This window comes from Pedobacter heparinus (assembly GCF_032678725.1).
GTDB lineage: Bacteria > Bacteroidota > Bacteroidia > Sphingobacteriales > Sphingobacteriaceae > Pedobacter > Pedobacter heparinus_A.
Genome location: NZ_JAVTSC010000013.1, coordinates 43,458 through 67,064 on the forward strand (window position 1 = coordinate 43,458; position 23,607 = coordinate 67,064).

At 43.6% G+C, this 23,607-nt stretch carries 23 protein-coding genes; 18 read left to right on the forward strand and 5 right to left on the reverse strand.

Annotation, left to right across the window (positions count from 1 at the left end; all coding sequences use genetic code 11):
- Positions 1-6: 6 nt before the first annotated feature.
- The 6 genes from R2Q85_RS18540 (at position 7) to R2Q85_RS18565 (ending at position 6,573) form a co-directional block, all read left to right on the forward strand.
- Positions 7-1,380 (forward strand): sulfatase, encoded by a 1,374-nt coding sequence (locus R2Q85_RS18540; RefSeq protein WP_316813281.1) that lies wholly within the window; start codon positions 7-9, stop codon positions 1,378-1,380.
- 68 nt (positions 1,381-1,448) lie between these two features.
- Positions 1,449-2,177: a gliding motility-associated ABC transporter permease subunit GldF gene (gene gldF, locus R2Q85_RS18545; RefSeq protein WP_316813282.1), complete on the forward strand. Its 729-nt coding sequence runs from the start codon at positions 1,449-1,451 to the stop codon at positions 2,175-2,177.
- On the forward strand, positions 2,171-3,850 hold the full coding sequence (gene gldG, locus R2Q85_RS18550) for a gliding motility-associated ABC transporter substrate-binding protein GldG (protein ID WP_316813283.1): 1,680 nt from the start codon (positions 2,171-2,173) through the stop codon (positions 3,848-3,850). Before gldF ends, gldG begins: the two co-directional genes overlap by 7 nt.
- Before the next feature lie 35 nt (positions 3,851-3,885).
- Positions 3,886-5,010 (forward strand): DNA polymerase III subunit beta, encoded by a 1,125-nt coding sequence (gene dnaN, locus R2Q85_RS18555; RefSeq protein ID WP_316813284.1) that lies wholly within the window; start codon positions 3,886-3,888, stop codon positions 5,008-5,010.
- An 81-nt stretch (positions 5,011-5,091) separates the two neighbouring features.
- The gene (locus R2Q85_RS18560) at positions 5,092-5,781 is read left to right on the forward strand and encodes a DUF4397 domain-containing protein (protein ID WP_316813285.1); all 690 of its coding nucleotides are present in this window, start codon (positions 5,092-5,094) and stop codon (positions 5,779-5,781) included.
- A 99-nt stretch (positions 5,782-5,880) separates the two neighbouring features.
- Entirely contained in the window at positions 5,881-6,573 is a 693-nt protein-coding gene (locus R2Q85_RS18565) for a DedA family protein (RefSeq protein WP_316813286.1), read from the forward strand.
- Here the strand turns inward: R2Q85_RS18565 and R2Q85_RS18570 are convergent.
- From R2Q85_RS18570 to R2Q85_RS18585, 4 genes are read right to left on the reverse strand one after another with little or no spacing between them, the layout of a single operon-like run.
- On the reverse strand, positions 6,570-7,517 hold the full coding sequence (locus tag R2Q85_RS18570) for a zinc dependent phospholipase C family protein (protein WP_316813287.1): 948 nt from the start codon (positions 7,515-7,517) through the stop codon (positions 6,570-6,572). The genes R2Q85_RS18565 and R2Q85_RS18570 overlap by 4 nt on opposite strands.
- Positions 7,518-7,556: 39 nt before the next feature.
- Positions 7,557-9,413 carry a Fe-S protein assembly chaperone HscA gene (gene hscA, locus R2Q85_RS18575; protein WP_316813288.1) on the reverse strand — a complete coding sequence of 619 codons (1,857 nt, stop codon included), beginning with the start codon at positions 9,411-9,413 and terminating at the stop codon, positions 7,557-7,559.
- 56 nt (positions 9,414-9,469) lie between these two features.
- Positions 9,470-10,555: a DUF3810 domain-containing protein gene (locus R2Q85_RS18580; RefSeq protein ID WP_316813289.1), complete on the reverse strand. Its 1,086-nt coding sequence runs from the start codon at positions 10,553-10,555 to the stop codon at positions 9,470-9,472.
- On the reverse strand, positions 10,555-11,889 hold the full coding sequence (locus tag R2Q85_RS18585) for a dihydroorotase (RefSeq protein ID WP_316813290.1): 1,335 nt from the start codon (positions 11,887-11,889) through the stop codon (positions 10,555-10,557). The genes R2Q85_RS18580 and R2Q85_RS18585 overlap by 1 nt, the downstream gene beginning before the upstream one ends.
- A 102-nt stretch (positions 11,890-11,991) precedes the next feature.
- Between R2Q85_RS18585 and R2Q85_RS18590 the strand changes: the two genes are divergently transcribed.
- From R2Q85_RS18590 to R2Q85_RS18605, 4 genes are read left to right on the forward strand one after another with little or no spacing between them, the layout of a single operon-like run.
- Positions 11,992-13,314, forward strand: a complete 1,323-nt coding sequence (locus R2Q85_RS18590; RefSeq protein ID WP_316813291.1) for a DEAD/DEAH box helicase — start codon at positions 11,992-11,994, stop codon at positions 13,312-13,314.
- Positions 13,315-13,333: 19 nt separating this feature from the next.
- Positions 13,334-13,603 carry a hypothetical protein gene (locus R2Q85_RS18595; protein WP_316813292.1) on the forward strand — a complete coding sequence of 90 codons (270 nt, stop codon included), beginning with the start codon at positions 13,334-13,336 and terminating at the stop codon, positions 13,601-13,603.
- Positions 13,604-13,646: 43 nt separating this feature from the next.
- Positions 13,647-13,982, forward strand: a complete 336-nt coding sequence (gldC, locus tag R2Q85_RS18600; protein WP_316813293.1) for a gliding motility protein GldC — start codon at positions 13,647-13,649, stop codon at positions 13,980-13,982.
- Between the two features lie 3 nt (positions 13,983-13,985).
- Positions 13,986-14,399 carry a hypothetical protein gene (locus R2Q85_RS18605; protein ID WP_316813294.1) on the forward strand — a complete coding sequence of 138 codons (414 nt, stop codon included), beginning with the start codon at positions 13,986-13,988 and terminating at the stop codon, positions 14,397-14,399.
- A gap of 19 nt (positions 14,400-14,418) precedes the next feature.
- Here R2Q85_RS18605 and R2Q85_RS18610 read toward each other — a convergent pair whose 3' ends face one another.
- Positions 14,419-14,934: a DUF421 domain-containing protein gene (locus R2Q85_RS18610; RefSeq protein WP_316813295.1), complete on the reverse strand. Its 516-nt coding sequence runs from the start codon at positions 14,932-14,934 to the stop codon at positions 14,419-14,421.
- A gap of 120 nt (positions 14,935-15,054) precedes the next feature.
- Between R2Q85_RS18610 and R2Q85_RS18615 the strand changes: the two genes are divergently transcribed.
- The 8 genes from R2Q85_RS18615 to R2Q85_RS18650 all read left to right on the forward strand — a co-directional run bounded on the left by R2Q85_RS18615 (position 15,055) and on the right by R2Q85_RS18650 (position 23,576).
- Positions 15,055-16,440: a polysaccharide lyase 6 family protein gene (locus tag R2Q85_RS18615; protein WP_316813296.1), complete on the forward strand. Its 1,386-nt coding sequence runs from the start codon at positions 15,055-15,057 to the stop codon at positions 16,438-16,440.
- Between the two features lie 80 nt (positions 16,441-16,520).
- Positions 16,521-17,180, forward strand: a complete 660-nt coding sequence (locus R2Q85_RS18620) for a heme exporter protein CcmB (protein ID WP_316813297.1) — start codon at positions 16,521-16,523, stop codon at positions 17,178-17,180.
- An 88-nt stretch (positions 17,181-17,268) separates the two neighbouring features.
- A complete protein-coding gene (gene ccsA / locus R2Q85_RS18625) occupies positions 17,269-17,928 on the forward strand; it encodes a cytochrome c biogenesis protein CcsA (protein ID WP_316813298.1) in 660 nt (219 codons plus the stop codon).
- A gap of 1 nt (position 17,929) precedes the next feature.
- Positions 17,930-18,148, forward strand: coding sequence for a CcmD family protein (locus R2Q85_RS18630; RefSeq protein WP_316813299.1), 219 nt, complete (start codon positions 17,930-17,932; stop codon positions 18,146-18,148).
- 148 nt (positions 18,149-18,296) lie between these two features.
- Entirely contained in the window at positions 18,297-19,718 is a 1,422-nt protein-coding gene (locus R2Q85_RS18635) for a Glu/Leu/Phe/Val dehydrogenase (RefSeq protein WP_316813300.1), read from the forward strand.
- 131 nt (positions 19,719-19,849) lie between these two features.
- Complete coding sequence (locus R2Q85_RS18640) at positions 19,850-20,461, forward strand: peptide-methionine (S)-S-oxide reductase (RefSeq protein ID WP_316813301.1); 612 nt, start codon at positions 19,850-19,852, stop codon at positions 20,459-20,461.
- 233 nt (positions 20,462-20,694) lie between these two features.
- Positions 20,695-21,105 carry a cytochrome c maturation protein CcmE gene (locus tag R2Q85_RS18645; protein WP_316813302.1) on the forward strand — a complete coding sequence of 137 codons (411 nt, stop codon included), beginning with the start codon at positions 20,695-20,697 and terminating at the stop codon, positions 21,103-21,105.
- 5 nt (positions 21,106-21,110) lie between these two features.
- A complete protein-coding gene (locus tag R2Q85_RS18650) occupies positions 21,111-23,576 on the forward strand; it encodes a heme lyase CcmF/NrfE family subunit (RefSeq protein ID WP_316813303.1) in 2,466 nt (821 codons plus the stop codon).
- The last annotated feature ends 31 nt before the right edge of the window (positions 23,577-23,607 follow it).

Genomic DNA, 23,607 nt, shown 5'->3' on the forward strand with positions numbered 1-23,607 from the left:
AGGTTAATGATAAACAGAGCATCCATCGCAGCAATTGTATTTTTTTTATTTTTTAGTGGAAAAGCCATACATCCTCCGTTACAACTGCCAAATATTATTTTCATCCTTACCGACGACCATCGCTGGGACGCACTTGGTGCTGCCGGAAATAAAATTATCAAAACACCAAATCTCGACAAACTGGCCGGAGAGGGTATCCTGTTTAACAATGCCTACGTAACCACTTCAATTTGTTGTGTAAGTCGTGCCAGTATATTAACAGGGCAATATGAGTCGAGACATAAGATAAACGATTTTAAAACTGACCTGAGCCAGGCTCAGCTGAAGGATAGCTATCCCATGGTCTTAAAAGATGCAGGTTATCGGCTGGGTTTTGTGGGTAAATATGGTGTAGGCGATCATCCGCCAGCTGAAAGTTTTGATTATTGGTCTTGCAACAGGAGTGGACAACCACCTTATATGCTGAAAAATGCGGAAGGCAGGCCTGTACATCATACAGACAGTGTTGGGCACGATGTTGAAATCTTTCTGAATAAATTTGCAGATAAGGAGCCGTTTTGTCTCTCTGTAAGTTTTAAGGCCCCTCATGAACTAGACGGCAAGCCGGCAACTTATGTGGTGCAAGAACGGTTTAAGAACATGTATAGGAATGTTAGTGTGCCGGTGCCCGAAACGGCCGATGCCAGGTATTGGGACAGTTTCCCGGATTTTTTCAGGACGGAACAGAATGAAGCCCGCAAACGCTGGCACGACCTGTTTGATACAACTGAAAAATACCAGGAAAATGTTAAAAATTATTACCGGCTGGTTTCAGGTGTGGACGATGTGATAGGGAAAATGATGCTGCAGCTAAAAAATCTTGGTATCGACAAAAATACGGTGGTCATTTTTATGGGCGATAATGGGTTTTATCAGGCAGAACATGGTCTGGAAGGTAAATGGTATGGCCATGAAGAGTCTGTCCGGATCCCTTTAATTTATTATGATCCAAGGATGCCTGCTGCGCAAACCGGTAAAAAGAACCAGCAGATGGTGCTGAACATTGATATTGCGCCAACGATCATTTCACTGGCCTCCGGTCGTATACCGGCAGGTGTGCAGGGTAAAAGCCTGTTGGAGGCCATAGCAGGTAAAACACCTTACCGGTCTGAATTTTTTTACGAACATACGTTTAATAAAAGTCCACGAATACCTAATGTGGAGGGTGTTGTAACCAAAGACTTTAAATACATGAAATTCATTGAGCATGGATACGAAGAATTGTACAGCATCAAAGCCGATCCGAAGGAACGGGAGAATTTAGCTTTGGATAAAAATTACCGCAAACAACTGGAGCGTATGAGGAAAGATTATATCCGGTTAAAACAATCGGTAAAATAGTTTTGAAGGAATTAATATTGGTGCATTTATCTATATTTCGTTAACTTCGGCCTCATTAATCCGGAGTCATGTACGCAGTTTTTAAACGGGAATTATTTAGCTTATTAAATTCGCTGATGGCCTATATCACCATTGGCATATTCCTGCTGGTTTCGGGGCTGCTGTTATGGTTTTTTCCGGACACTTCCATTTTGGAGTACGGTTACGCGGAACTGACGGGTTTTTTTAGCCTGGCGCCATTCTTATTCCTGTTCTTAATCCCTGCGCTCACGATGCGTTCCTTTGCAGAAGAAAGAAGAGAAGGTACTTATATTTTACTGGCTACCCGGCCAATAACAGACTGGGAGATTATCCTGGCCAAATATTTTGCCTGCCTGGTATTGCTTCTTTTTGCCCTGATCCCAACACTGATCTATTGTTTTTCAGTATCGGCCCTTGGAATGCCCAAGGGAAACCTTGATACCGGGGCTGTGACCGGTTCGTACATTGGCTTATTGTTACTGGGGGCTGCATTTACCAGCATTGGCATTTTTGCTTCTTCCATCACCAAAAACCAGGTTATTGCCTTTGCCCTGGCCGCATTTCTGTGTTTTATTGCCTGCAATGGTTTTGATGCCCTGAGCCAGCTGTTCACTTTAAGCTATCTGGAAGGTGTATTTCTGGTATTAAGTGTAAACCAACATTACCAGTCTATGAGCAGGGGAGTTCTCGATACCCGGGACCTGGTCTATTTCATCAGTTTTGTACTGTTGTTTTTGGGTGCTGCAAAAATAGTGATAGGAGGACGGAAATGGTAAAGCATAAAAAGACCTGGTTGGGTGCCATCGGTTTTTTACTATTGCTCCTGCTGGTCAATATGATCTCACAATATGCGTATACCCGTATAGATTTTACGAAGGAACAGCGTTTTACGTTAAACCAAAAAACGAGATCAATTTTAAAAAACACGAAAAAACCGGTCATCATTACGGTCTTTCTGGATGGTGAGCTCCCTGCTGCTTTTAAAAGACTGCAGCGCGCAACCAAAGACCTCCTGACCGATTACCGCGCCTATGCCGGAACAGATATTACAATCGTATTTGCGGATCCGATTGCCGGTTTATCGGCGGCAGAACAGGATACGGCCATCCATAACCTGTACCAGGTGGGCATTGAGCCAACCAATCTGAACATCAAAAATGACAATGGCTTTGCCCAGAAAATCATTTTTCCGATGGCCATGGTGAGCAGCGGGGACAAACAGTTTCCAGTGAAATTGCTGCAAAACTTTAACGCTGCCGGCAGTTATGAAGAAAGCATCAACAATTCCATACAGAACCTGGAGTATGTATTCACTTCTGCCATACAGCAGGTACTGAAGGGGGAGCATCCGAGAATAGGCTTTACAGAAGGCAATGGGGAATTGTCCGATCTGCAGCTCCATGATGCAATCAAAAGCCTTTCTGATAGTTATGAGGTGGGTAGGGTAAACCTGGACCTGATGGACAGAAGAGGCCTCGATAAACTGAAAATGTTGATTATTGCCAAGCCACAGCAAGAATTTACGGAAGCCCAGAAATACAAGCTCAATTATTTTGTCAGGAACGGTGGCCGGGTGGTCTGGTGTATAGATCAGGTAGGGGCTGATCTGGACAGTTTAAAAGGTTCTGGCGAGCAGCTGGCCTTTAATCGCAGGCTGAACCTGGATGATATGCTGTTTATATATGGGGCAAGGGTAAATTATAACCTGGTTGCGGATGCCAACTGCGTGGAAATCCCTTTGGCTATGGGGGGCGGGCAAGGTCAGATCCAATTGGCCCCCTGGGTATATTATCCATTGCTGATGCCAGATACGGCCAGTGCCATTGTAAAAAACATAGACGGAGTTAAAAGTGAATTTGTCAGTACAGTGGATACCATTGGTGTGAAAGGCATCCGCAAAACAGCGATTTTGCATACTTCTCCTTTCAATAAGGTTTTCAATACGCCTAAACTACTTTCCCTGCAAATGGTGGCCGAACAGCCTGATCCAAGGGATTATGCCAGTGTTCCGAAAGCCGTTGGAGTATTGCTCGAGGGGAGTTTTCCTTCTGTATTTTTAAACCGGGCAATACCTGCAGGAATTACGGAACCTTATCCATCAGCCCTGGCTGGTAAAGCCAGCAAAATGATCGTGATTGGCGACGGGGATGTTTTTAAAAACCAGGTGAGTACAAGTGATGGTTCGGCTTTTCCATTGGGTTTTGACAGGTATTCCGAAAGGAATTATGGAAATAAGGCATTGTTATTAAATATTGCTGATTATTTGACTAATGCTGAAAATCTGATCACCCTGCGCAATAAAGAGGTTAAAATCAGGTTATTGGATAAGACCCGTTTGCGTACCGAAAAGTTGCAATGGCAGCTGATCAATGTGGCAGGGCCTTTATTATTGTTAATATCATTCGCAATTTTTCAACATTATTACCGTAAGCACAAGTATGCAAGGTAATTTTTATATTTTTGAGAACTGACTAGATCATAACTATGAGATTTATTGTATCCACATCAACGCTTTTAAAACATTTGCAAACAGTTAACGGTGCATCAAGCAGCAGCACTGTTTTGCCTATACTGGAAAATTTCCTGTTTGAGATTAAAGATGGAAATTTAACGATATCTGCTACCGATCTGCAAACCAGCATGACCACTTCTTTGCCTGTTGAATCCAAAGAAGGAGGGAAAGTTGCGGTACCAGCCAGAATATTACTGGACACCTTGAAAACGCTGCCTGATCAGCCCATTTCTTTTAACATTGACGACAGTACTTTTTCTATCGAGATCAGTGCGGGCGATGGTAAATACAAATTAAGCGGAGAAAATGGTGATGATTTTCCTAAAATCCCTGTTGTAGAAAATGCTTCATCTGTAAACCTGCCGGCTTCAGTGTTAACCGAGGCCATTACCAAGACCATTTTTGCAGTCAGTAACGATGAGCTTCGCCCGGCTATGACCGGAGTTTTTTGCCAGTTGTCTGAAGAGCACATTACTTTTGTGGCTACCGACGCGCACAAGCTGGTGCGGTACAGACGTATGGACAGCAAGGCAGACAAAAGCTCTTCTTTTATTTTGCCTAAAAAAGCATTGACCCTGTTGAAAGCTGCCTTGCCTTCTACCGATATCAATGTTTCCGTTGATTACAATGCAACCAGTGCCTTCTTTAAATTTGAGAACATTAACCTGGTTTGCCGTTTAATTGATGAGCGTTATCCTGATTATGAAGCTGTTATTCCGGCCAATAACCCTAATAAACTGGTGATCGACCGGGCACTATTCTTGAATACCCTACGCAGGGTGGTTATTTTTGCCAACAAAACCACACACCAGGTAAGGCTAAAGATCAATGGCAGCGAACTGAATATCTCTTCAGAAGACCTTGATTTTGCCAACGAAGCACATGAGCGCCTGAGCTGTCAATACGAGGGTGAAGATCTGGAAATTGGCTTTAATGCCAAGTTCTTAATAGAGATGCTGAGCAACTTAAGTGGTGAGGAAGTGACTTTAGAACTCTCTACGCCAAACAGGGCAGGCTTGCTGATTCCGCAGACCAATGATGAGAACGAAGACGTACTGATGTTGGTGATGCCGGTTATGTTAAACAATTACAATTAATTTTATAAACAAAACAAACATAAATGGCTTGGTTTTTGACCGAGCCATTTTGTTTTTGACCGATTTTTTAAAAATATAGATATGAAGAGAAAATTTTTATTATCATCGAAGGCCTGGGTAGCCTTTGTGATAGCTGGCGCGAGTTTAACGATTTTATTGGCTTCCTGTAAAAAAAATGACCCTGTACCTGAACCGGTAGGAGAAGCAAGGGTGAAACATGTGAATGCTGTAGAGGGATCTGCGGCGCAGGAATTATATGTAAATAATGCTAAGTTAACAACAAGCGCTGTAGCTTACGGCAGCAATTCAGATTACCTTGTTTTCACTTCAGGGATAAGTACGTTTGCATCTGCTGATGCTGGTGCTACTACGGCAAATGCCAGTGCACAGGGAAATGTACAGATCGGGTCTAACCTGACCGCCATTTATTACATTAATGGCGATGGAACCAAAGTTTTAGCTGTATTAGGAGATGATATGACCACTGCTTCAGGGAAAGCCAAAGTCAGGTTTATCAACATCAACAGTTTTTTAAAGGCCAATATTGCGGTGGCCCTTACTGGTGGTAGCAATCTGATCCCATCTGTTGGTTATGAAACTGCTTCGAATTATATTCAGGTTGATGCAGGAACTAAATTTACCTTATCAGCTGCTGGTGTGATCACTGCCCCTGTTGTTGATGGTACACTTCAGGCCGGTAAGAATTATACCATCTGGATCGATGGAAGCTCTGCCACTGAACTGAGAGGCCACGTTATCCTGCAAAACTAATTTTTATAAACCTGTTATAAGCAATTATGACAATTCTATTCTTAAAAATATCATGGTTATTGCCATGATATTTTTATTTTTGGGCTTAATTTACGAGACTTGGAATTTTTCACCTTTTTAGTAGACTTCCTGCTGCACATTGATAAGCACCTGGAAGAGATCATCAGAGATTACCAGAACTGGACTTATGCCATTCTTTTTCTCATTATTTTTGCCGAAACAGGCTTCGTGGTTACTCCATTTTTACCGGGCGATTCCCTGCTGTTTGCTATGGGTGCGCTCATTGCGGGAGGAAATACCGGATTGAGCGTCTGGGTAATGATGTTATTGCTGATTGTTGCTGCCATACTGGGCAACTCTTTAAATTATAAACTGGGCGGTTTTTTTGGGGTCAAGGTATTCAAGGAAAACAATAAGATCCTTAAACTCGAGTATTACAACCAATCGCATGAGTTTTTTGAAAAGCATGGTGGTAAAGCCATTATATTCAGCCGTTTTCTGCCAATTTTCAGAACTATAGCACCTTTTGTGGCCGGAATTGCTAAAATGCCTTTTGGCAGGTTCACCTTGTTTAATGTAATAGGTGGGGTAGCCTGGATCGCAAGCTTGCTGCTGGCTGGCTATTTATTAGGACAGATCCCTGTGGTTAAAAAGAATTTTGACATTGTCATTGTACTGATTGCCGTAGTTACCTTTTTCCCGGCCGTATTTGCGGCAGTTAAATCCAGGTTCAAGAAAAAAGCTTTACCGCTTGTTGAAGAAAGTCTAACAGAGGAAGAAAACATCCGTTAATTTTCCCGGCCTATAATTCTACCTTTCCGGTAAGCCTTTTCGATGGTTTGCCGGGCTGGATTTCGGGTTTTGCTGTTAACCAGGTTTTTCAATACCGGCTGTCCTGCATCAATCCATGCCGAATACCAGTAAGAGCCTGTACTCAGAATGGCCGAACGCATTTGCTGCTCTACCATATGGTTCAGCATCTCGTGAAATGCTTTGGAATAAGCCAGCGAGTATTGCCTGCTGACCTGGTTATTTCTTTCTGAAAAGCCGTATTTAAGATGCCCGGGAAAACGTGCATTCAGCTTTGCTTCTGCAAGCAGTACCGTATCTACCAGCTGATGGCTGTGCGTAATGATTTTCCAGGCTTCTTTTAGGGGATTTTCGATGTAAACTGCCTGCCCCACTACATAATTGTATTTTTTTTCAAAGAGTTCCGGCAAACGGCTTTCCCAGAAAGCATGTATACCCAGCTGATTGCTCAGCTGACCATTGTGGTTTTGCGTGGTATGCAGGGGCACATGTGCATCAGCAAGGTAATGGCCTAAATAGGCAGAATAAATAAGTATTCTGAGTGAATCCCTGTCCTTAAAGGCATTGACCAGCTGGTAATAGCTTTTCTGGATCTGCCAGGGTAAAATGCCATCCTGGCCCAGTTTAGCCAGGCCATAGCGTTTAACTGCGTCCTCCCATTTGCGGGGGATGCTGTCGATATGGTTTGCATACAATTCCACGTCCAGGTAATGTCGGGCGGCTTCGGCTGTATCTGCATACCTCCGCTTATCGGGGTCTACGGCATGATCGCTCAGGTATTTGATGTGGGCTTTGTAAAAAGGATTGATATCCGCCGGAAGTGTAAAAACCGCCAGCCGGTTGATGCGCATATGTGCGTAAAAGCCCCAGGAGCTGCACAGCGTCACAACTGCAAACAGGCCTGCAATAAGAAATGGATGTTTCATTATTGTAAACCTATGTACAATGTGGTATTCGCTGGTTATTTATTCGATACTTTTTCCCTTCATTGCCGAAGAAACGGCTATATCCATCACCCGTTCTGCAAAAGGGCGTGTAAATTCATTCAGTTCATCTGCCTTTTTAAGGATCTCATCTTTTTGGCCAGTGTTCAAAGCTGCTTTTAAGGCTTCGATATGGGTTTTGGTATCCTTGATTTCTACTTCTGTCAGGTAAGCAGCGTGTTTTTCAATAAAACGCTCGGCAGTATATACCAATTGCTCTCCTTCGCTGCGGGCTTCGATCAGCATGCGTTTGGCCACATCACTTTCAGCATGGGCAATGCTGTCTGTCAGCATTTTCTCTACAGTATCGTCTGTCAGTCCGTAACTTGGCTTGATGTCTATTTCCTGTTTTACCCCTGAACGTAGTTCTACGGCCTGTACAGTCAGGATACCATCGGCGTTGAGCAGGAAATTGATGTCTACTTTAGGTAAGCCAGCCGGCATGGCCGGTATGCCTTTCAGGTCAAATTCGGCCAGTTTCCGGTTTTCCTGTACCAGATCGCGTTCGCCCTGGAAAACAGAGATCTTCATGTTCACCTGCCCGTCAAGGGATGTGGTGTATTGCCTGCCTGCCTTGGTGGGCACTTTTGCATTTCTTGGAATGATCACGTCCATTAAACCGCCCATGGTTTCTATACCCAGGGAGAGCGGGGTTACATCCAGCAGGAGAATGTCAGAGCGGTTACCTGCAAGTATGTCGGCTTGTATGGCTGCCCCAAGGGCAACTACTTCATCCGGGTTGATCTGGTCATGCGGCTGCCGGTTAAAAAAGCCGGCTACCTGTTGTTTAACATAAGGGGTACGGGTAGAACCGCCAACCAATACCACTTCATCAATTTCATCCACGGTTAATTTGGCATCGCTCAATGCCTGTTTACAGGAGGTGATGGTTTCTGTAACTTTAGTGGCAATCAGCTGCTCAAAGGTTTGTTTGTCAATGCTGCACCAGATTTCACCCAACTTTTCATTATACAGGTTTTGTGTGGTTAAAGCTTTTTTAGCCGCTTCTGCCTGTAACCTTAAGCTTTGCATCAACCCGGCATTGGCGCTCAGCTCAGTGGCATCAAGTTTGTTTTTTTCTATCCAGTAGTGTACTATGGCCCGGTCAAAATCGTCACCGCCTAAAAAGGTATTGCCATTGGTGGACAGTACTTCAAAGATGCCATTTTGTATGGAGAGGATAGAGACGTCAAAAGTTCCGCCGCCTAAATCGTATACGGCAATTGTTTTTTGCTGTGTGGGGTCAAGCCCCAGCCCATAGGCCAGACTGGCTGCAGTTGGCTCGTTTACGATCCTTAAAACATCCAGTCCTGCCAAGCGGCCGGCATCGCGGGTAGCCTGGCGCTGACTGTCGTTAAAATAGGCAGGCACAGTAATTACTGCCCTGTTTACCGGGGTTTTCAGGGCATGTTCTGCCCGGGCCTTCAATTCTTTTAATATTTCAGCGGATAATTCAATGGGTGTGTAAAATTTATCTGCTGCTTTGATCTTCACCAGGGAATCGTTCTCATCATCGATAATCTTATAGGAAAAAGTATCCTGATGGCTGGCTACATCTTTATAAGAACGGCCCAACAGGCGTTTTACGGAGAATATGGTGTTTTCGGGGTCACTGATCAGAAATGCTTTGGCCTCATTGCCAACAAGCGCATCGCCCTGCTGGTTAAAATGTACCACTGAAGGAACCAGTAATCCCTTACCAGTGTCATTGATCACCACAGGATTTTTATCCGGATTGATAAAGGCAACCAGGCTATTGGTGGTCCCGAGGTCAATGCCCACAATGATTTCTTCTTTTTGCAATGAACCTGTTGCCAGGTTAATGGATATCTTTGCCATAGTCCGGCAAATTTAGCAATTGTTTCGGGGCTTTTTTGTTGGATTGTTGCAATGTTTTAGGGCTGCTGCATTTTATGCAGGGCTGTTTTGTGCAGGTTATAGAGCCACAGTACGATATCCTGGTAACTGTCGGTTCCTTTTGGCTGGTTGTTGAGCTTTAAGAACCGGTCGAAGGCCAGGCCAAAGTACAGGTACATGTCACTGTTGTATTTTTGCCAGAAATCCCTGTCGTTCTGAATGTCTTTCAGCGTTACCGGATTCAGGGTTTTATAAAGCTGTTCATAATCTTCCGGTGATTTGATCCTGATCTCAAAGAGGATGCTTTTGAGCATATTGTACGCTGCGGAATACCTGAAGTCGGGGTTTTCACTGTTGATGGCCACCAGGTAACCGACCAGATTGGCTTCATCTTCCCTGGCTACACCCAACTGATGGGCGATTTCGTGACAGGTTACAAAAGGCAGGGAAGTTTCCGGTAGGCGCATGTTGATATTCGCTTCGCCCGAAAGCGGGTTGTAGTAACCTTCTATGCCTATTTTGGTAACTACCCAACTGTTCAATACCGGCTTAACTGCCGGAGAAGGGTAATGGAAAAAAGGGTTTTTCCTGCGCATTTTATCGTAGGCCAGTTTGGCTTCAGTTTCCAGCTGGGCTGTAGTATAAGTGCCTCTTTTGAGGTGTTGGAGCTGGTTTAACTGCGCAATAAAATACCTGCCAAGTAATGCCAGTTCTTTGGTGTCGTATTTTTCATTGCTGATGCCCAATTGCCGGGCAATAGGGATGCGGGAGTAATTTAACCCCCATAAAATTTTAAAAAGCAGGTAAAGCAGGAGGAGGAAATTCAATACCTGTATGGGAATATGGAACCTGTCGTTCTGTTTTAAACGTTTTTGTGCAATCTTTTTATAAAAGCGGTACAAGGCCAGGATTACATAAAGGATCAGCAGCAGGTATAGGAAATCGCCCAGGGCAAAGGGAACTAAACTGCTGATGAAACGCTGTACCACTGAACTGAGGCGATAAAAGCCTTCGGAATACACAGCCTCTGCCAGCCGGGGAAAAAATCCGAAAACATAAACCAATGCCGATGAGCCGAGCAATAGCAAAAGCCGCCTGAGCAGGGGTTTATGTATAGGGTTCATCAGCGGTTAAATACCAGGCGTTTTCCTGTCTCCTGTGTGGTAAACTTTCCTTGCTGATAGGCCAGGTTACCGGATACAAAAGTATGGGTGATTTCGGCCTGGAAAGTTTGACCTTCAAAAGGTGACCAGCCGCATTTGTACAGCACGTTGATTTTCGTTACGGTAAAAGGATCGTTCAGGTTTACCAGCACCAGGTCGGCCCAGTATCCTTCCCTGATAAAGCCCCTTTTGTCGATGTTGAAACATACCGCCACATTGTGCGCCGTTTTTTCGGCAATCTGTACCAATGATATTTTGCCCTGGTGGTACATTTCGAATAGGGCCGGCAGGGCATGCTGCACCAGAGGGCCGCCCGAGGGGGCCTGTAAATAGGGCTGTTCTTTTTCAGCTATGGTATGCGGGGCATGGTCGGTGGCAATGATGTCGATATGGCCATCCAGCACCCCCTGTAAGATCCCTGCTTTATCTGCGGGCGTTTTTACGGCCGGGTTCCATTTAATCCAGTTTCCTTTCACCGCATAATCGTGGTCGTCAAACCAGAGGTGGTGAACGCAGGCTTCTGCAGTTATTTTTTTGTCCTTAAGTGGGGTGATGTTGTCAAAAAGGGCTACCTCACGCGCGGTAGAAATGTGCAGGATGTGCAGTCGGGTCTGGTATCTTTTTGCCAGTTCCACCGCCAGGGAGGAGGAGGTGTAACAAGCCTCCGCACTGCGGATCAGCGGGTGCATCTCTATGGTAATGTTGTCTCCGTATTTTTCTTTATAAGCAGCAAGGTTATGCCGTATGGTCTGTTCATCTTCGCAATGCGTAGCCACCAGCATGGGCGCATGTTTAAAGATATTCTCCAATACCTTTTCATTGTCTACGAGCATATTACCCGTAGATGAACCCATAAAGACCTTAATGCCGCAAACATTTTTAGGATCTGTTTTCAATACTTCGTCCAGGTTATCGTTGGAAGCACCCATGAAAAAGGAGTAATTGGCCAGCGACATTTCTGAGGCAATGGCATATTTATCGGCTAACAGCTCCTGTGTTAAGGTATTGGGTACCGTATTTGGCATTTCCATAAAGGAGGTAATGCCGCCGGCAACAGCCGCCATGCTTTCCGAAAAAATATCGGCTTTATGGGTAAGGCCTGGTTCGCGGAAATGCACCTGGTCGTCAATCATCCCCGGAAAAAGATGCAGGCCTTCGGCGTTGATCTCCTGATCGGCAGTAAAAGCAATATCCGGAGCTATTTTTTCAATAAACCCGTCCTTAATTAATACATCGGCTATCATAATCCGGCCTTCGTTTACTACAGAGGCCCCTTTTATCAGAATGGTATTCATGCGCTCAAAATTAGAAAAAACTTATCCAAATATTCCATTTAGCGTAAAAGTAATCAAAGCCGGGGCAGGCCGCACTAAATAAATTTTGCCTATTTTTGCAAAATGGCCAAGAAATTCGAGGAATTCAACCTTAACCGACAGATCTTAAATGCTGTAGCTGATGCCGGGTTTACCGAGGCTACGCCCATACAGGAAAAAGCAATTGCACCTGTATTGTCCGGACAGGATATTTTTGGTATTGCCCAAACCGGTACCGGTAAAACAGCAGCTTATGTGTTGCCGATTTTAATGCAGTTAAAGTATGCGCAAGGCGATTCAGCACGTGCGCTCATCCTGGCCCCAACAAGGGAACTGGCCATGCAGATTGCCGAACATGTCAAAATGTTTTCTACTTACACAGATTTACGTTCCGTAGTGGTATTTGGCGGTATAGGACCCAAAACACAGATAGAACAAATAAATGCCGGGGTAGACCTCATCATCGCTACACCCGGAAGGTTCCTGGATATTTACCTGGCGGGGCACATCAACACCCAATATTTAAAATTCCTGGTGTTGGATGAGGCCGATAAAATGATGGATATGGGTTTTATCGGTTCCATACACCGGATTTTAGAGATTGTACCGCGGAAAAGACAAAACCTGCTTTTCTCCGCTACGATGAGTAACCTGGTACAGAAAATAGCAGGGGATTTCCTGAAAAATCCGACCATTATAGAGGTAGCCGAGCAAGCTACGCCGGCTGCAACGGTGACACAGACACTTTACGAAGTGCCCAATTTTAAGACCAAGATCAACCTGCTGCAGCACCTGATGAAAAATGATGAGGAGTTTAAGCGGCTGATCATTTTTTGTAAAACCAAGACCGTTGCAGACAATATCTTTAGTTTTATTACGCGTCGTTTCGGCGAAGATGCGGTACGGGTAATCCATGCCAACAAAGGACAGAATACCCGCATCAATTCGATCAATAATTTTAAAGAGGGCAATATCAGGGTATTGGTGGCAACAGATGTGGCCTCCAGGGGCATCGATGTTTCGGAAGTCAGCCATGTGATCAATTTTGATGTGCCGATCATTATTGAAGATTATGTGCACAGAATCGGGCGTACAGGGCGTGCCTATGCCAAGGGGGATGCCCTTACTTTTTGCAGTCCGGCAGAGAAATATTACATTCAGAAAATAGAAAAACTGATCAGACAACAAATTCCTGTTGTACCTTTGCCCGCTGAAGTTTTTGTAGAAGAAACGCCTTATGACGAAAAACAGGCCATCGCACGTGCGATCGATGATCAGAAGCGTAAAGATGACCCGGATTTTAAAGGTGCCTTTCACGAAAAAAAACATGCAGCCGCTATTGCAGCTGCTGCCAGGAATAAGACCAATAAACAGCCAGCCTGGAAAAAGAAGAAGTTTAAAAAGTAATTTTTAAAAGTTAGAGGAATTGAAAGTAAAGTTAACCCCGTTAAATATTGTTTCGGCACTTGCCCTGGTCACTGCCCTGCTGTATTTATGGTATAGAAAACCACCACAGCATGTGGATGTGTCCGGTATTTTGGCGGGATTCTCTTTTTTAATAGCCATTATTGCTTTTATCTCCGATCAGGTTTTCAGGAAATTTATTCCCGGCCTTAAAAAGCTATGGATCATTGAAGGGGTATTAATCGTTTTTATTATCCTTTTAATATTTATTATAAAAGTAAGTATGGACTAGTATCAAAAGCTCCATTTTATAAAAGAAAGCAATACATAAACAAATGAAACAAGCAGAGATTAAAATTACCGTTCAGTTAGACGACAACAACGTGCCTGACAATATCCTTTGGGAATCTACAGATGCCGAGACCCAGGAGCAGGTACCTGTTAAATCGATGATGCTGGCCCTTTGGGACCACAACTATAAAAACTCTATGCGTATAGATCTGTGGACTAAAGACATGCCTGTTGATGAGATGAAAAGGTTTTTCTATGAAACTTTACAGACCATGGGTGACAGCTTTTTAAAGGCTACAGGCGAAAACCTGATTGTAGAAGATCTGCGTGACTATTGTGCGCACTTCGCTGATAAAATGGGGATCAATACCAAAGGTTAGATCATGAGGACCCAGGGAATTATAGGTGCTGCAATTATGGCTGTTGGCGGAATGTGCCCTTTGGTGCGTGTGCCAATTTTAGGCAACTGGAATTATTTTGACCTCGACCAGACGCTGGCCATAACTTTTTATGTAATGGTGCTTGTGGCTTTGATTGGTGCATTTACAGCTAAGGCCGGCCTGGTTAAATTTGCAGGCTGGGCGGGTTTGGTGTTGGTGGGCATTACCCTTGCAGGGGTGTATTTTAAAGCGCATGATTCCTTCGGCTTTTTACACTTTAAGAAGGCGGTGAACTTTGCTGCCGGCCTGGTTAAATACAAGTGGGGCTGGTTTGTGATCCTTGCCGGGGCATTTATCCTGATTACGGTTAGAAAGCCAAAAGCGGTAATTGTCCAGGAGGGAAATATGATTGCCTAAAAGGCTTAACGGATCTTTATCAGTTCAGGTCGCCCAGCGATTTGTGTTTCCTTTTGCGTTTGTACTGGCTTTGTTTAAGCTTGTCGTCCCCGCTTATAATGCTGATATTTCCATCTGCCTCCATAATGGCAAGCTTAACATCTTTATATTTTTCTATTCCGTGTTCGCGGATGGCCTCACGCAATTCTTCGTTCGTGATACCCAATTTGCTGAGCATGGCAAAGTCCAGGTTTCCGTTGTGTATCAGTATCTCAGGTTTTTCGCTGAGCAGGTTCCGGAACCAGGTGCTTTTGAACATGACTTTTTTAAGGATATAGTTCAGCGTAAATAACACCGCTGCGGCTACAAGCCCGCCCAATAAGCTGGTATTGCTGCCCACCATGGCATTTTGAACGGCATTGCTGATCAGCAAAATTAATACCACATCGGTCGTGTTTAATTGCGAAAGTTCTTTCTTTCCCGTTAAACGGATGGCGATCAGCATAAACGCATATACCGCCAGGCTTCTTAGAATAATGTCGAGATATGCATTCATGTTGACCCTGATAGTTTGGATTGTTGATCTGCCATTATCATACAATAATAGGAATATTTAGCTGACAATAATTAAATAAAGAACCACTAACTTCATCAAATATTATTAGCTTATTTTTAAATGATGAATCGAACCTTTACTTTTTTCTTATGTCTGCTCACAATTGCTGTTACAACAGGTTTCGCAGGTACCATTAAGGTCTCTTCCCTCCCGGAATTGCAGGCTGCAATAGATAAGGCGGTCGCCGGGGATGTAATTATTCTCAAAAACGGGCGGTATATCAGTACGGATGACATTATAATTAAAAAAAACGGCAGGGCTGCAAAACCCATTGTGATTGCGGCTGAGACCATTGGCGGGGCGGAAATTACCGGTACCGGGGGGATAAAAATCCTGGCACCTGCTACTTACATCATCATCCGTGGTTTTAAGTTTACCCATTTGTCCGGCAAAGCCGAAAGCAGCGAAGGTTCCAGTTTTTGCCAGTGGACCAGGAATCTTTTTGAAACTACAGGCGAAGGAAACTACCTGACTGTGTTTGGTAGTGACCATCAGATTGACCACAATACCTTCCAGAATAAGAAAGCTTTAGGCAAGTTTATCGGGGTAAGGGGTACAGGCAAGCAGATTGCCGAACGTTTATGGATACACCAGAATTACTTTCATAATTTTTCAAAACAGAGTGGCAATGGTGCTGAGGCCGTACAATTTGGCTTGAGCGGGTTTAGCCTTTCGTCCAGCAACAGCATTTTTGAATACAACCTATTCGAAAACTGTGAAGGAGAGAACGAGCTTTTATCGGTTAAATCATCGGCTGTAACTGTGCGCTACAATACCATACGCGATTGTAAGGCCCAGCTTACCCTGCGCCATGGCAACTTCAATAAGGTATATGGCAACTATTTTATCAATACACCCGGCATCCGGATCTTTGGCGACGACCACATTATTTACAGCAATTATTTTGAAAACTGCAATTCGGCAATTAATATTGGCAATGGAGGGGCAGAGGTGGCTGATGGTGCGCCACTAACCTCACACGATCGTCCGGACAGGGTTATCATCGCATTCAATACCCTGGTGAACAACAAGAGTAACATTACCTTAAATCCCAGAACCCCGATAGGCCTGGGTGCAATAGACATCACCATTGCGAATAACCTGATACAGGGTGGTGAGGATGCTGCTTTAATCAGGGGGCCTTTTGTCCATCCCAAATGGGAGGGCAACGTAATTTATGAGGTTAAAGGGGCTGGAGACATCCCAGAAGGGGCTTATAAAAATATCAACCCTAAACTTCAGCGCAATGCATCAGGCACTTATCACCTTACTGCGGACAGTCCTGTATTAAATGCTACAGGCAGTTATCCGGCGGTTACTACAGATATGGATGGGCAGGAGGCCAGAAAACCGTTGCAGGTAGGGGCCGACCAACCTTCAAAAGCACTGGTTAAAGCCAGGATTTTAACACCAGCTATGGTTGGACATACCACAGACCTGAAATAGCAAAGAGGATTACCAAAAAACGGGAGCAGGAATAACAATTCCTGCTTTTTTGTTTTGATTTAAATTATCTTTGCACTTGCATGAATTTACTAAGCCAGGTAAAACATTTGATAAAAAAAGAACTGCTGTTGGAATGGCGTTCTAAATACGCATTGAACGGAGTGCTGTTGTATGTCGTATCTACGGTATTTGTCTGCTTTCTTTCTTTTGTAAGTATAGATAAAATCACCTGGAATGCACTCTTCTGGATCATCATGCTCTTTGCCTCTATCAATGCAGTGTCGAAAAGTTTTTTGCAGGAAAGCAGGGGCAGACAGTTGTATATCTATACCATTGCAAGCCCTATCGCCCTTATCATTTCCAAAACGATCTATAACGTTTTGCTCATGCTGCTGCTTACGGTAATTGCACTATGTTTTTATATGCTGGTGTTTACCTATGTGCCGGAAGATCTGCCGATGTATTTTCTGGCCGCCATTTTAGGTAGTTTAAGCTTCTCCACTATTTTTACCATGGTATCGGCTATAGCCTCCAAAGCCGGAAATGGGGGAATGCTGATGGCTATCCTTAGTTTTCCAGTGATTATTCCCGTACTGATAGTGCTGATCAGACTGACCAAAAATGCAATTGACGGCCTGGACAGGAGTGTAAGCTGGGATGAAGTTGGGATACTGCTGTGCATCAATGTCCTGGTGGCTGCTGTGAGCTTGTTACTGTTCCCTTATTTGTGGCGGGATTAATTGTGGGAACCTGCTTTTGTCCATTTACATGTTTATGATGAAAATATAGCTGTCAGTTATTACCTTTGTCGGAATTTAAACATACACGATGTACAAGAACTGGTGGAAAATTTTAGGCGCTTTGTTGGTGATTTACTCAACTGTAGCTGGATTTTTATCCAGTGTGCCTGAACTGCCCATTCTGCACGAAAGCATCAGGAACCTTTATTTTCACGTGCCCATGTGGTTTGGAATGATCGTTATGTTTAGTGTGTCTGTTTTTCATAGCATTAAATTTCTGGGCAATAACAAGTATGACCATGACCTTAAAGCCGTGGAAAGCATCAATGTTGGCGTGGTATATGGTGTTCTGGGTATCGTAACCGGCGCAATATGGGCCAGATTTACCTGGGGACAAGCCTGGAGTTTTGATGTAAAACAAAACTTTGCGGCAATTGCCTTACTGCTTTACTTTGCTTACCTGGTATTGCGCAATGCGATTGATGAGGAACAGAAAAGAGCAAAGATTTCGGCCATTTATAACATATTTGCCTTCCCGATCATGGTCGTGCTGCTTTTTGTGCTGCCACGTTTAGCAGATTCCCTGCATCCCGGAAACGGTGGTAATCCTGGTTTTAATGCTTATGACCTGGACAGCCGGATGCGTGCTGTTTTTTATCCTGCCTGCCTGGGCTGGATATTGATCGGTTACTGGATCTATACCATTTTGTACAGGGTACGTTCATTAGAAAAAAACAATACACTATAATATGAAGAAGATTTTTACTACTTTTTTAATGTTGATGCTTACACTTCAATTGTTTGCACAAAATGGCAGTTCTTCGCTTTCTGAAAGTGTATATGCTTCGGGCAAAATCTATGTGGTGGTCGCTTGTGTGTTGTTAATTTTGATCGGCCTGCTTTTATTTCTATTCTCCATAGAAAAAAGATTAAAAAAATTAGAGCGGAAATCTGCTGTCAAAAACTAATTTTAAATCATTTAATCCCTGTTTTTGCTGATAAAATGATGTAGTGTGCCGGATACACTAAGTCATTAGCCATTTGTATTAATCGTTTTTTTTAGTGCAATTTTGCAGTATAACTTAGAACTTATTTCAAATTCATAAAAAACAAATAATGGCTAATACAGCAAATGAGACAAATTTCTTTGCAGATGTCTGCAAGAATTTTGACAGTGCTGCGCAATTTACCGCGCATCCGGAAGGTTTACTCAGTCAGATTAAAGCTTGTAACAGTGTGTACCGTTTCCAGTTCCCTATCCGCAGGGGCAATGGATTCGAGGTTATTGATGCCTGGCGGGTAGAGCACTCCCAGCACATGAACCCGACAAAAGGGGGGATCCGTTACAGCGACATGGTAAATGAGGACGAGGTGATGGCGCTGGCTGCTTTGATGACTTACAAATGTGCGATTGTGAACGTTCCGTTTGGCGGTGCAAAAGGGGGGATATGCATCAACCCTAAAAACTATACGATAGGTGAGCTGGAGAACATTACCCGTCGTTATACCACAGAATTGATTAAAAAGAATTTTATTGGCCCTGGTATTGATGTCCCTGCCCCTGATTACGGATCTGGTGAACGGGAGATGAGCTGGATTGCCGATACGTATATGACCATGAATCCGGGTCAGCTGGATGCTTTGGGCTGCGTTACCGGTAAACCAATTGCTTTACACGGCATCCGCGGACGTAAAGAGGCTACCGGCCGTGGCGTTGCCTATGCGGTACGTGAATGTGTTAGTATAGCAGAAGATATGGCCAAAATTGGCCTTAAAGCCGGTTTAGGGGATAAAAGAGTAATTGTACAGGGTTTGGGTAATGTGGGCTACCATTCGGCCAAGTTCCTGGCCGAGTTTGGTGCTACCATAGTAGGCCTTTGCGAGTTTGAAGGAGCCATTTACAACGAAAATGGTTTAAATATTGATGAGGTATTTGCACACCGTAAATTAACCGGCTCTATTTTAGGCTTTCCTGCTGCGGTAGAGTTTAAAAATTCTATGGAAGGTTTAGAACAGGCCTGTGATATTTTGGTCCCGGCTGCCCTGGAAAACCAGATTACTGTAGAGAACATCAGAAATATCAAAGCGAAGATCATCGCTGAAGGTGCCAACGGACCATGTACGCCGGATGCAGAAGAAATCTTTACAGAAATGGGTGGCATTATCATTCCTGATATGTACTGCAATGCCGGCGGGGTTACCGTTTCTTATTTTGAATGGTTGAAAAACCTTTCACACGTAGCTTTTGGCCGTATGGAAAACCGCTATGCTGAAAATTCAAACCGGAACCTGATCAATACCCTGGAAAGCCTGACCGGTAAAAGCATCCCGGCTGAACATCGTTTAATGATTGTTAAAGGGGCATCTGAACTGGAGCTCGTAAATTCTGGACTGGAAGATACGATGATCCATTCTTACCACGAGATCAGGGAAACCTTATTGAGCAAGACAGGCATTAAAACCCTGAGGACTGCCGCTTTTGTAGGCTCAATTGATAAGATCGCAGTATCTTATATGAACCTGGGCGTTTGGCCATAGCATTATAAAACATGTATAAAACTGCCCGGGATTTATTTCCGGGCTTTTTTTTGTCAGGTTTTTGTGATGTTCAGGACGAATGGACATCGTTGGCTCCTGCTTTTCGTATATTGTTGTGATATCAACTGTGCATGAGAAGAAAATTGATGCTATTTTGGTTTGTCCTGCTGCTTATGGCTTGTAGTGAAGGACAAAAACTGCAATATAAAAATGGTTTGGCAGTAATCCCCGAAGCCCGGCCTGGAGAAAGGGTAGCTACTTATGCCGGGGGATGCTTTTGGTCTATGCAGGAATGTATGATAGAGCTGAAAGGTGTACGTCAGGCAATCAGTGGTTATGCCGAACATGCTGAAGCTGTACAGGTGTATTATGATCCGGAAGTGATCAGTTTTGAGCAGCTTACGTCCGCGTTTTTTCATGCCCATGATCCGACACAGGTAGACCGTCAGGGACCAGATATTGGTTCTAATTATCGTTCCATTGCTTTTTTCCGCTCTCCGGAAGAATACCGCAGCATCACAAAGCAGATGAAATCAATAGCGGCTTCGGGCAGGTATAGTAACCCGGTTGCTACAGAAGTCTTGCCTTATCAAAGCATTTCGGGGGCAGAGATGGAGCACCAGGATTATTATAAAAACAACTCCTGGGATACCTATATCCGGAAGGTTTCAAAGCCCAAAGTGATGAAATTAAGGAAGGAATTACCACTCCTGATTAAAAAAGAATATTTAAATCGAAAATAAATCTGCTTTTTGTCAGAGAACTATCAATAAACTGTCATCAAACCGTTTTGGATGTGCACAAAGGGTTTTAGGTACTTATATTTTTTATCTTTGTGGTGTTCTTTTAAAAAATTATTGAAGCCATGAGACCGTCATGATTTGACAGCCTCATCACCATTTAAGAAAATATAAAAGCGATGAGACCATCATGATTTGATAGCCTCATCACCACTGAAAGAAAAATATAAAAAGCGATGAGAAAAAGTGCAATTATTGGTTTAATAACTATTGCGTTATGTGTAGGTTTCTTAGTTAGCCTCAGCGCAGATACCAATACCTATTCTACCTTTACAGAAGCATCAAAAGATCCGAGGGAATTCCATGTAATGGGATACTGGGAAAAGGAAAAAGGAATGCATTACGATGCACTTAAAGATGCCAACCGCTTTGAATTTTTTATGAAAGACCAGAATGGTAAGGTCAATAAAGTGGTCTATGCCGGAACCAAGCCGCAGGACTTTGAACGTTCAGAAAAATTAGTATTGATCGGTAAAATGAACGAAAATACTTTTTATGCCTCCAAAATATTGATGAAATGCCCATCTAAGTATAATAATGACCTGGTTGAGGTTAAGCAGGACGGTACAGTAGAAAAATACAAATAATTTTAATGGATATACAATTTATTGGAGAGAACCTCCTTCCCGGTAAGATCGGTCAGTTTTTCATTGTGCTGGCATTTGCCGCTTCGCTGCTCTCCACCATATCGTATTTCTTTGCAACCCGAAACAAAGATATCGGGGACCGATCCTGGACAAAAATAGGCCGCATAGCTTTCTTGCTCAACTGGGGCAGTATAGTGGGTATTGGGGTCACTTTGTTTTTTCTGATATTAAATCATTATAACGAATATTATTACGTTTATTCCCATTCTTCCAAAGAACTTCCTGTTTATTATATTGTATCTGCTTTCTGGGAAGGACAGGAGGGTAGTTTCTGGCTTTGGGCATTCTGGCAATCGCTGCTGGGTGCGGTACTGATCTGGAAAGCAAAATCCTGGGAAAATGGGGTAATGACCGTAGTCGCTTTCTCACAGGTGTTTTTAACATCCATGTTGTTGGGTGTGGAAATTTTTGGTGAGCGTATCGGCAGTTCTCCTTTTATCCTGTTAAGGGATGCCCTGAACTTAAAGGAAATGGCGCCTATCTTTGCCGATCCGGAGAACTATAAAAACTACCTTAAATTTATTACTGATGGCAGGGGCTTAAACCCGCTGCTGCAAAATTACTGGATGGTGATCCATCCGCCAACCTTATTTCTGGGCTTTGCGAGTATGGTGGTTCCTTTTGCCTACGCCATTGCAGGCCTTTGGGAAAAACGCTATAAGGAATGGGTGAAACCTGCCATGCCATGGGCATTGTTTGCCGTCATGATATTAGGAACGGGGATCATTATGGGCTCTTTCTGGGCTTATGAAGCCTTGAACTTTGGTGGTTTCTGGGCATGGGACCCGGTAGAGAATGCCTCTATTATTCCATGGCTTACACTGATCGCCGGTGTGCATGTGATGATTGCCTTTAAGAATACAGGACATGCTTTTTTTACCGCTATTGTGCTCATCGTTATCAGTTTTGTACTGGTACTTTATGCTTCTTTCTTAACCAGGAGCGGGGTTTTGGGTGAAACTTCCGTGCACTCCTTTACCGACCTGGGAATGTTCTGGCACCTGATCTTATATAATGTGGTGTTCCTTAGTATTCCGGTTGCACTGCTGATATTGCGCTGGAAAGAACTTCCGATTACCAATAAGGACGAGGAGACTTATTCGAGGGAATTCTGGATGTTTATTGGGGCCCTGGTCATTACTGTCGCGTGTATCCAGGTGATCTTCTCTACTTCTGTGCCCGTATTTAACCAGGCCTTTGGAACTAAGTTTGCCCCGCCGATTGATGCCATTAAGTACTATAACCAATGGCAGGCTCCTTTTGCCATCCTGGTCACCATGATATCCGGTTTCTCACAGTTCATGAAATACAAAAGAACAGATACCAGAAAGTTCTACAGCAGCTTAATTGCTTCCCTGGTATTTTCTATTGTCATTACGGCTGCTTTTGTATACATCACCAATGTGTACCACAACCTGATGTACATCCTGCTTACCTTCAGCTGCATATTTGCCGTATTATCCAATTCCAGGATACTGGGCCAGGCTATTGGCGGTAAACGTAAGCTCGTTGGGGCTGCCGTAGCTCATATTGGTTTTGCCTTATTGCTGCTGGGCGCACTTGTTGCTGCGGCTACCAATAAACCGATGTCACTGAACGCAAGTAATTTTATCCCTGTTAAGGATTTTGAAAAGGTAGAAAAGCCAGGCGAAAACATCGTTTTGTATAAAAATGAACCTAAAAAGATGGGCCGGTACACCGTTACTTATACCAGCGATACCACAGTGGCACCAAATACTTTTTATCAGCTCAATTTTAAAGTAATTGATGAAAAAACCGGAAAGATTAAGGAAGATTTTGATTTGAACCCACACGTTCAGGTGAACGAAAAAATGGGTTTAATTGCTTCTCCCGATACCAAGCATTACTTCACATTTGACATTTATACCCACATCACCAGTGCCCCTGATAAAAAGGAAAGCCATGAAGATCACGAAGGGCATAGGGAGGAAGAAAATTATAAGGCGCCGAGAATTGTAAATGTTGCTGCCGGGGATACCCTGCACACCAGCAGTGGTATCATTACCGTCGGGGCTTTAAACAATCAGCCTAAGGCAAAAAGCCTGGTGCTTGCCCCTGGTGATTTAGCCGTTGGTTTACCCCTGGAGATCGATTTGAATGGTAAAATTTACAAAACAGAACCTATTTTCCTGATCAAAGGAAACAATACTTTCGATTTTGCACGTAACATAGACGAGCTGGGCTTAAGACTGCGGTTTACCAAAGTTTTGCCAGAGCAAAAGAAAGTGGAGCTGCAGGTTTATGAAAAACCACAGCAGGCTAAAGACTGGGTGGTATTTAAATCTATCGAATTCCCTTACATCAATCTGTACTGGGTAGGAACAATTGTAATGGTTATTGGATTCTTAATTTCTATATTTAGAAGACAAAAAGAAGTTGGAACAGTGTAGATTGTTCTGAAAATCCTAAACCATTAAATAG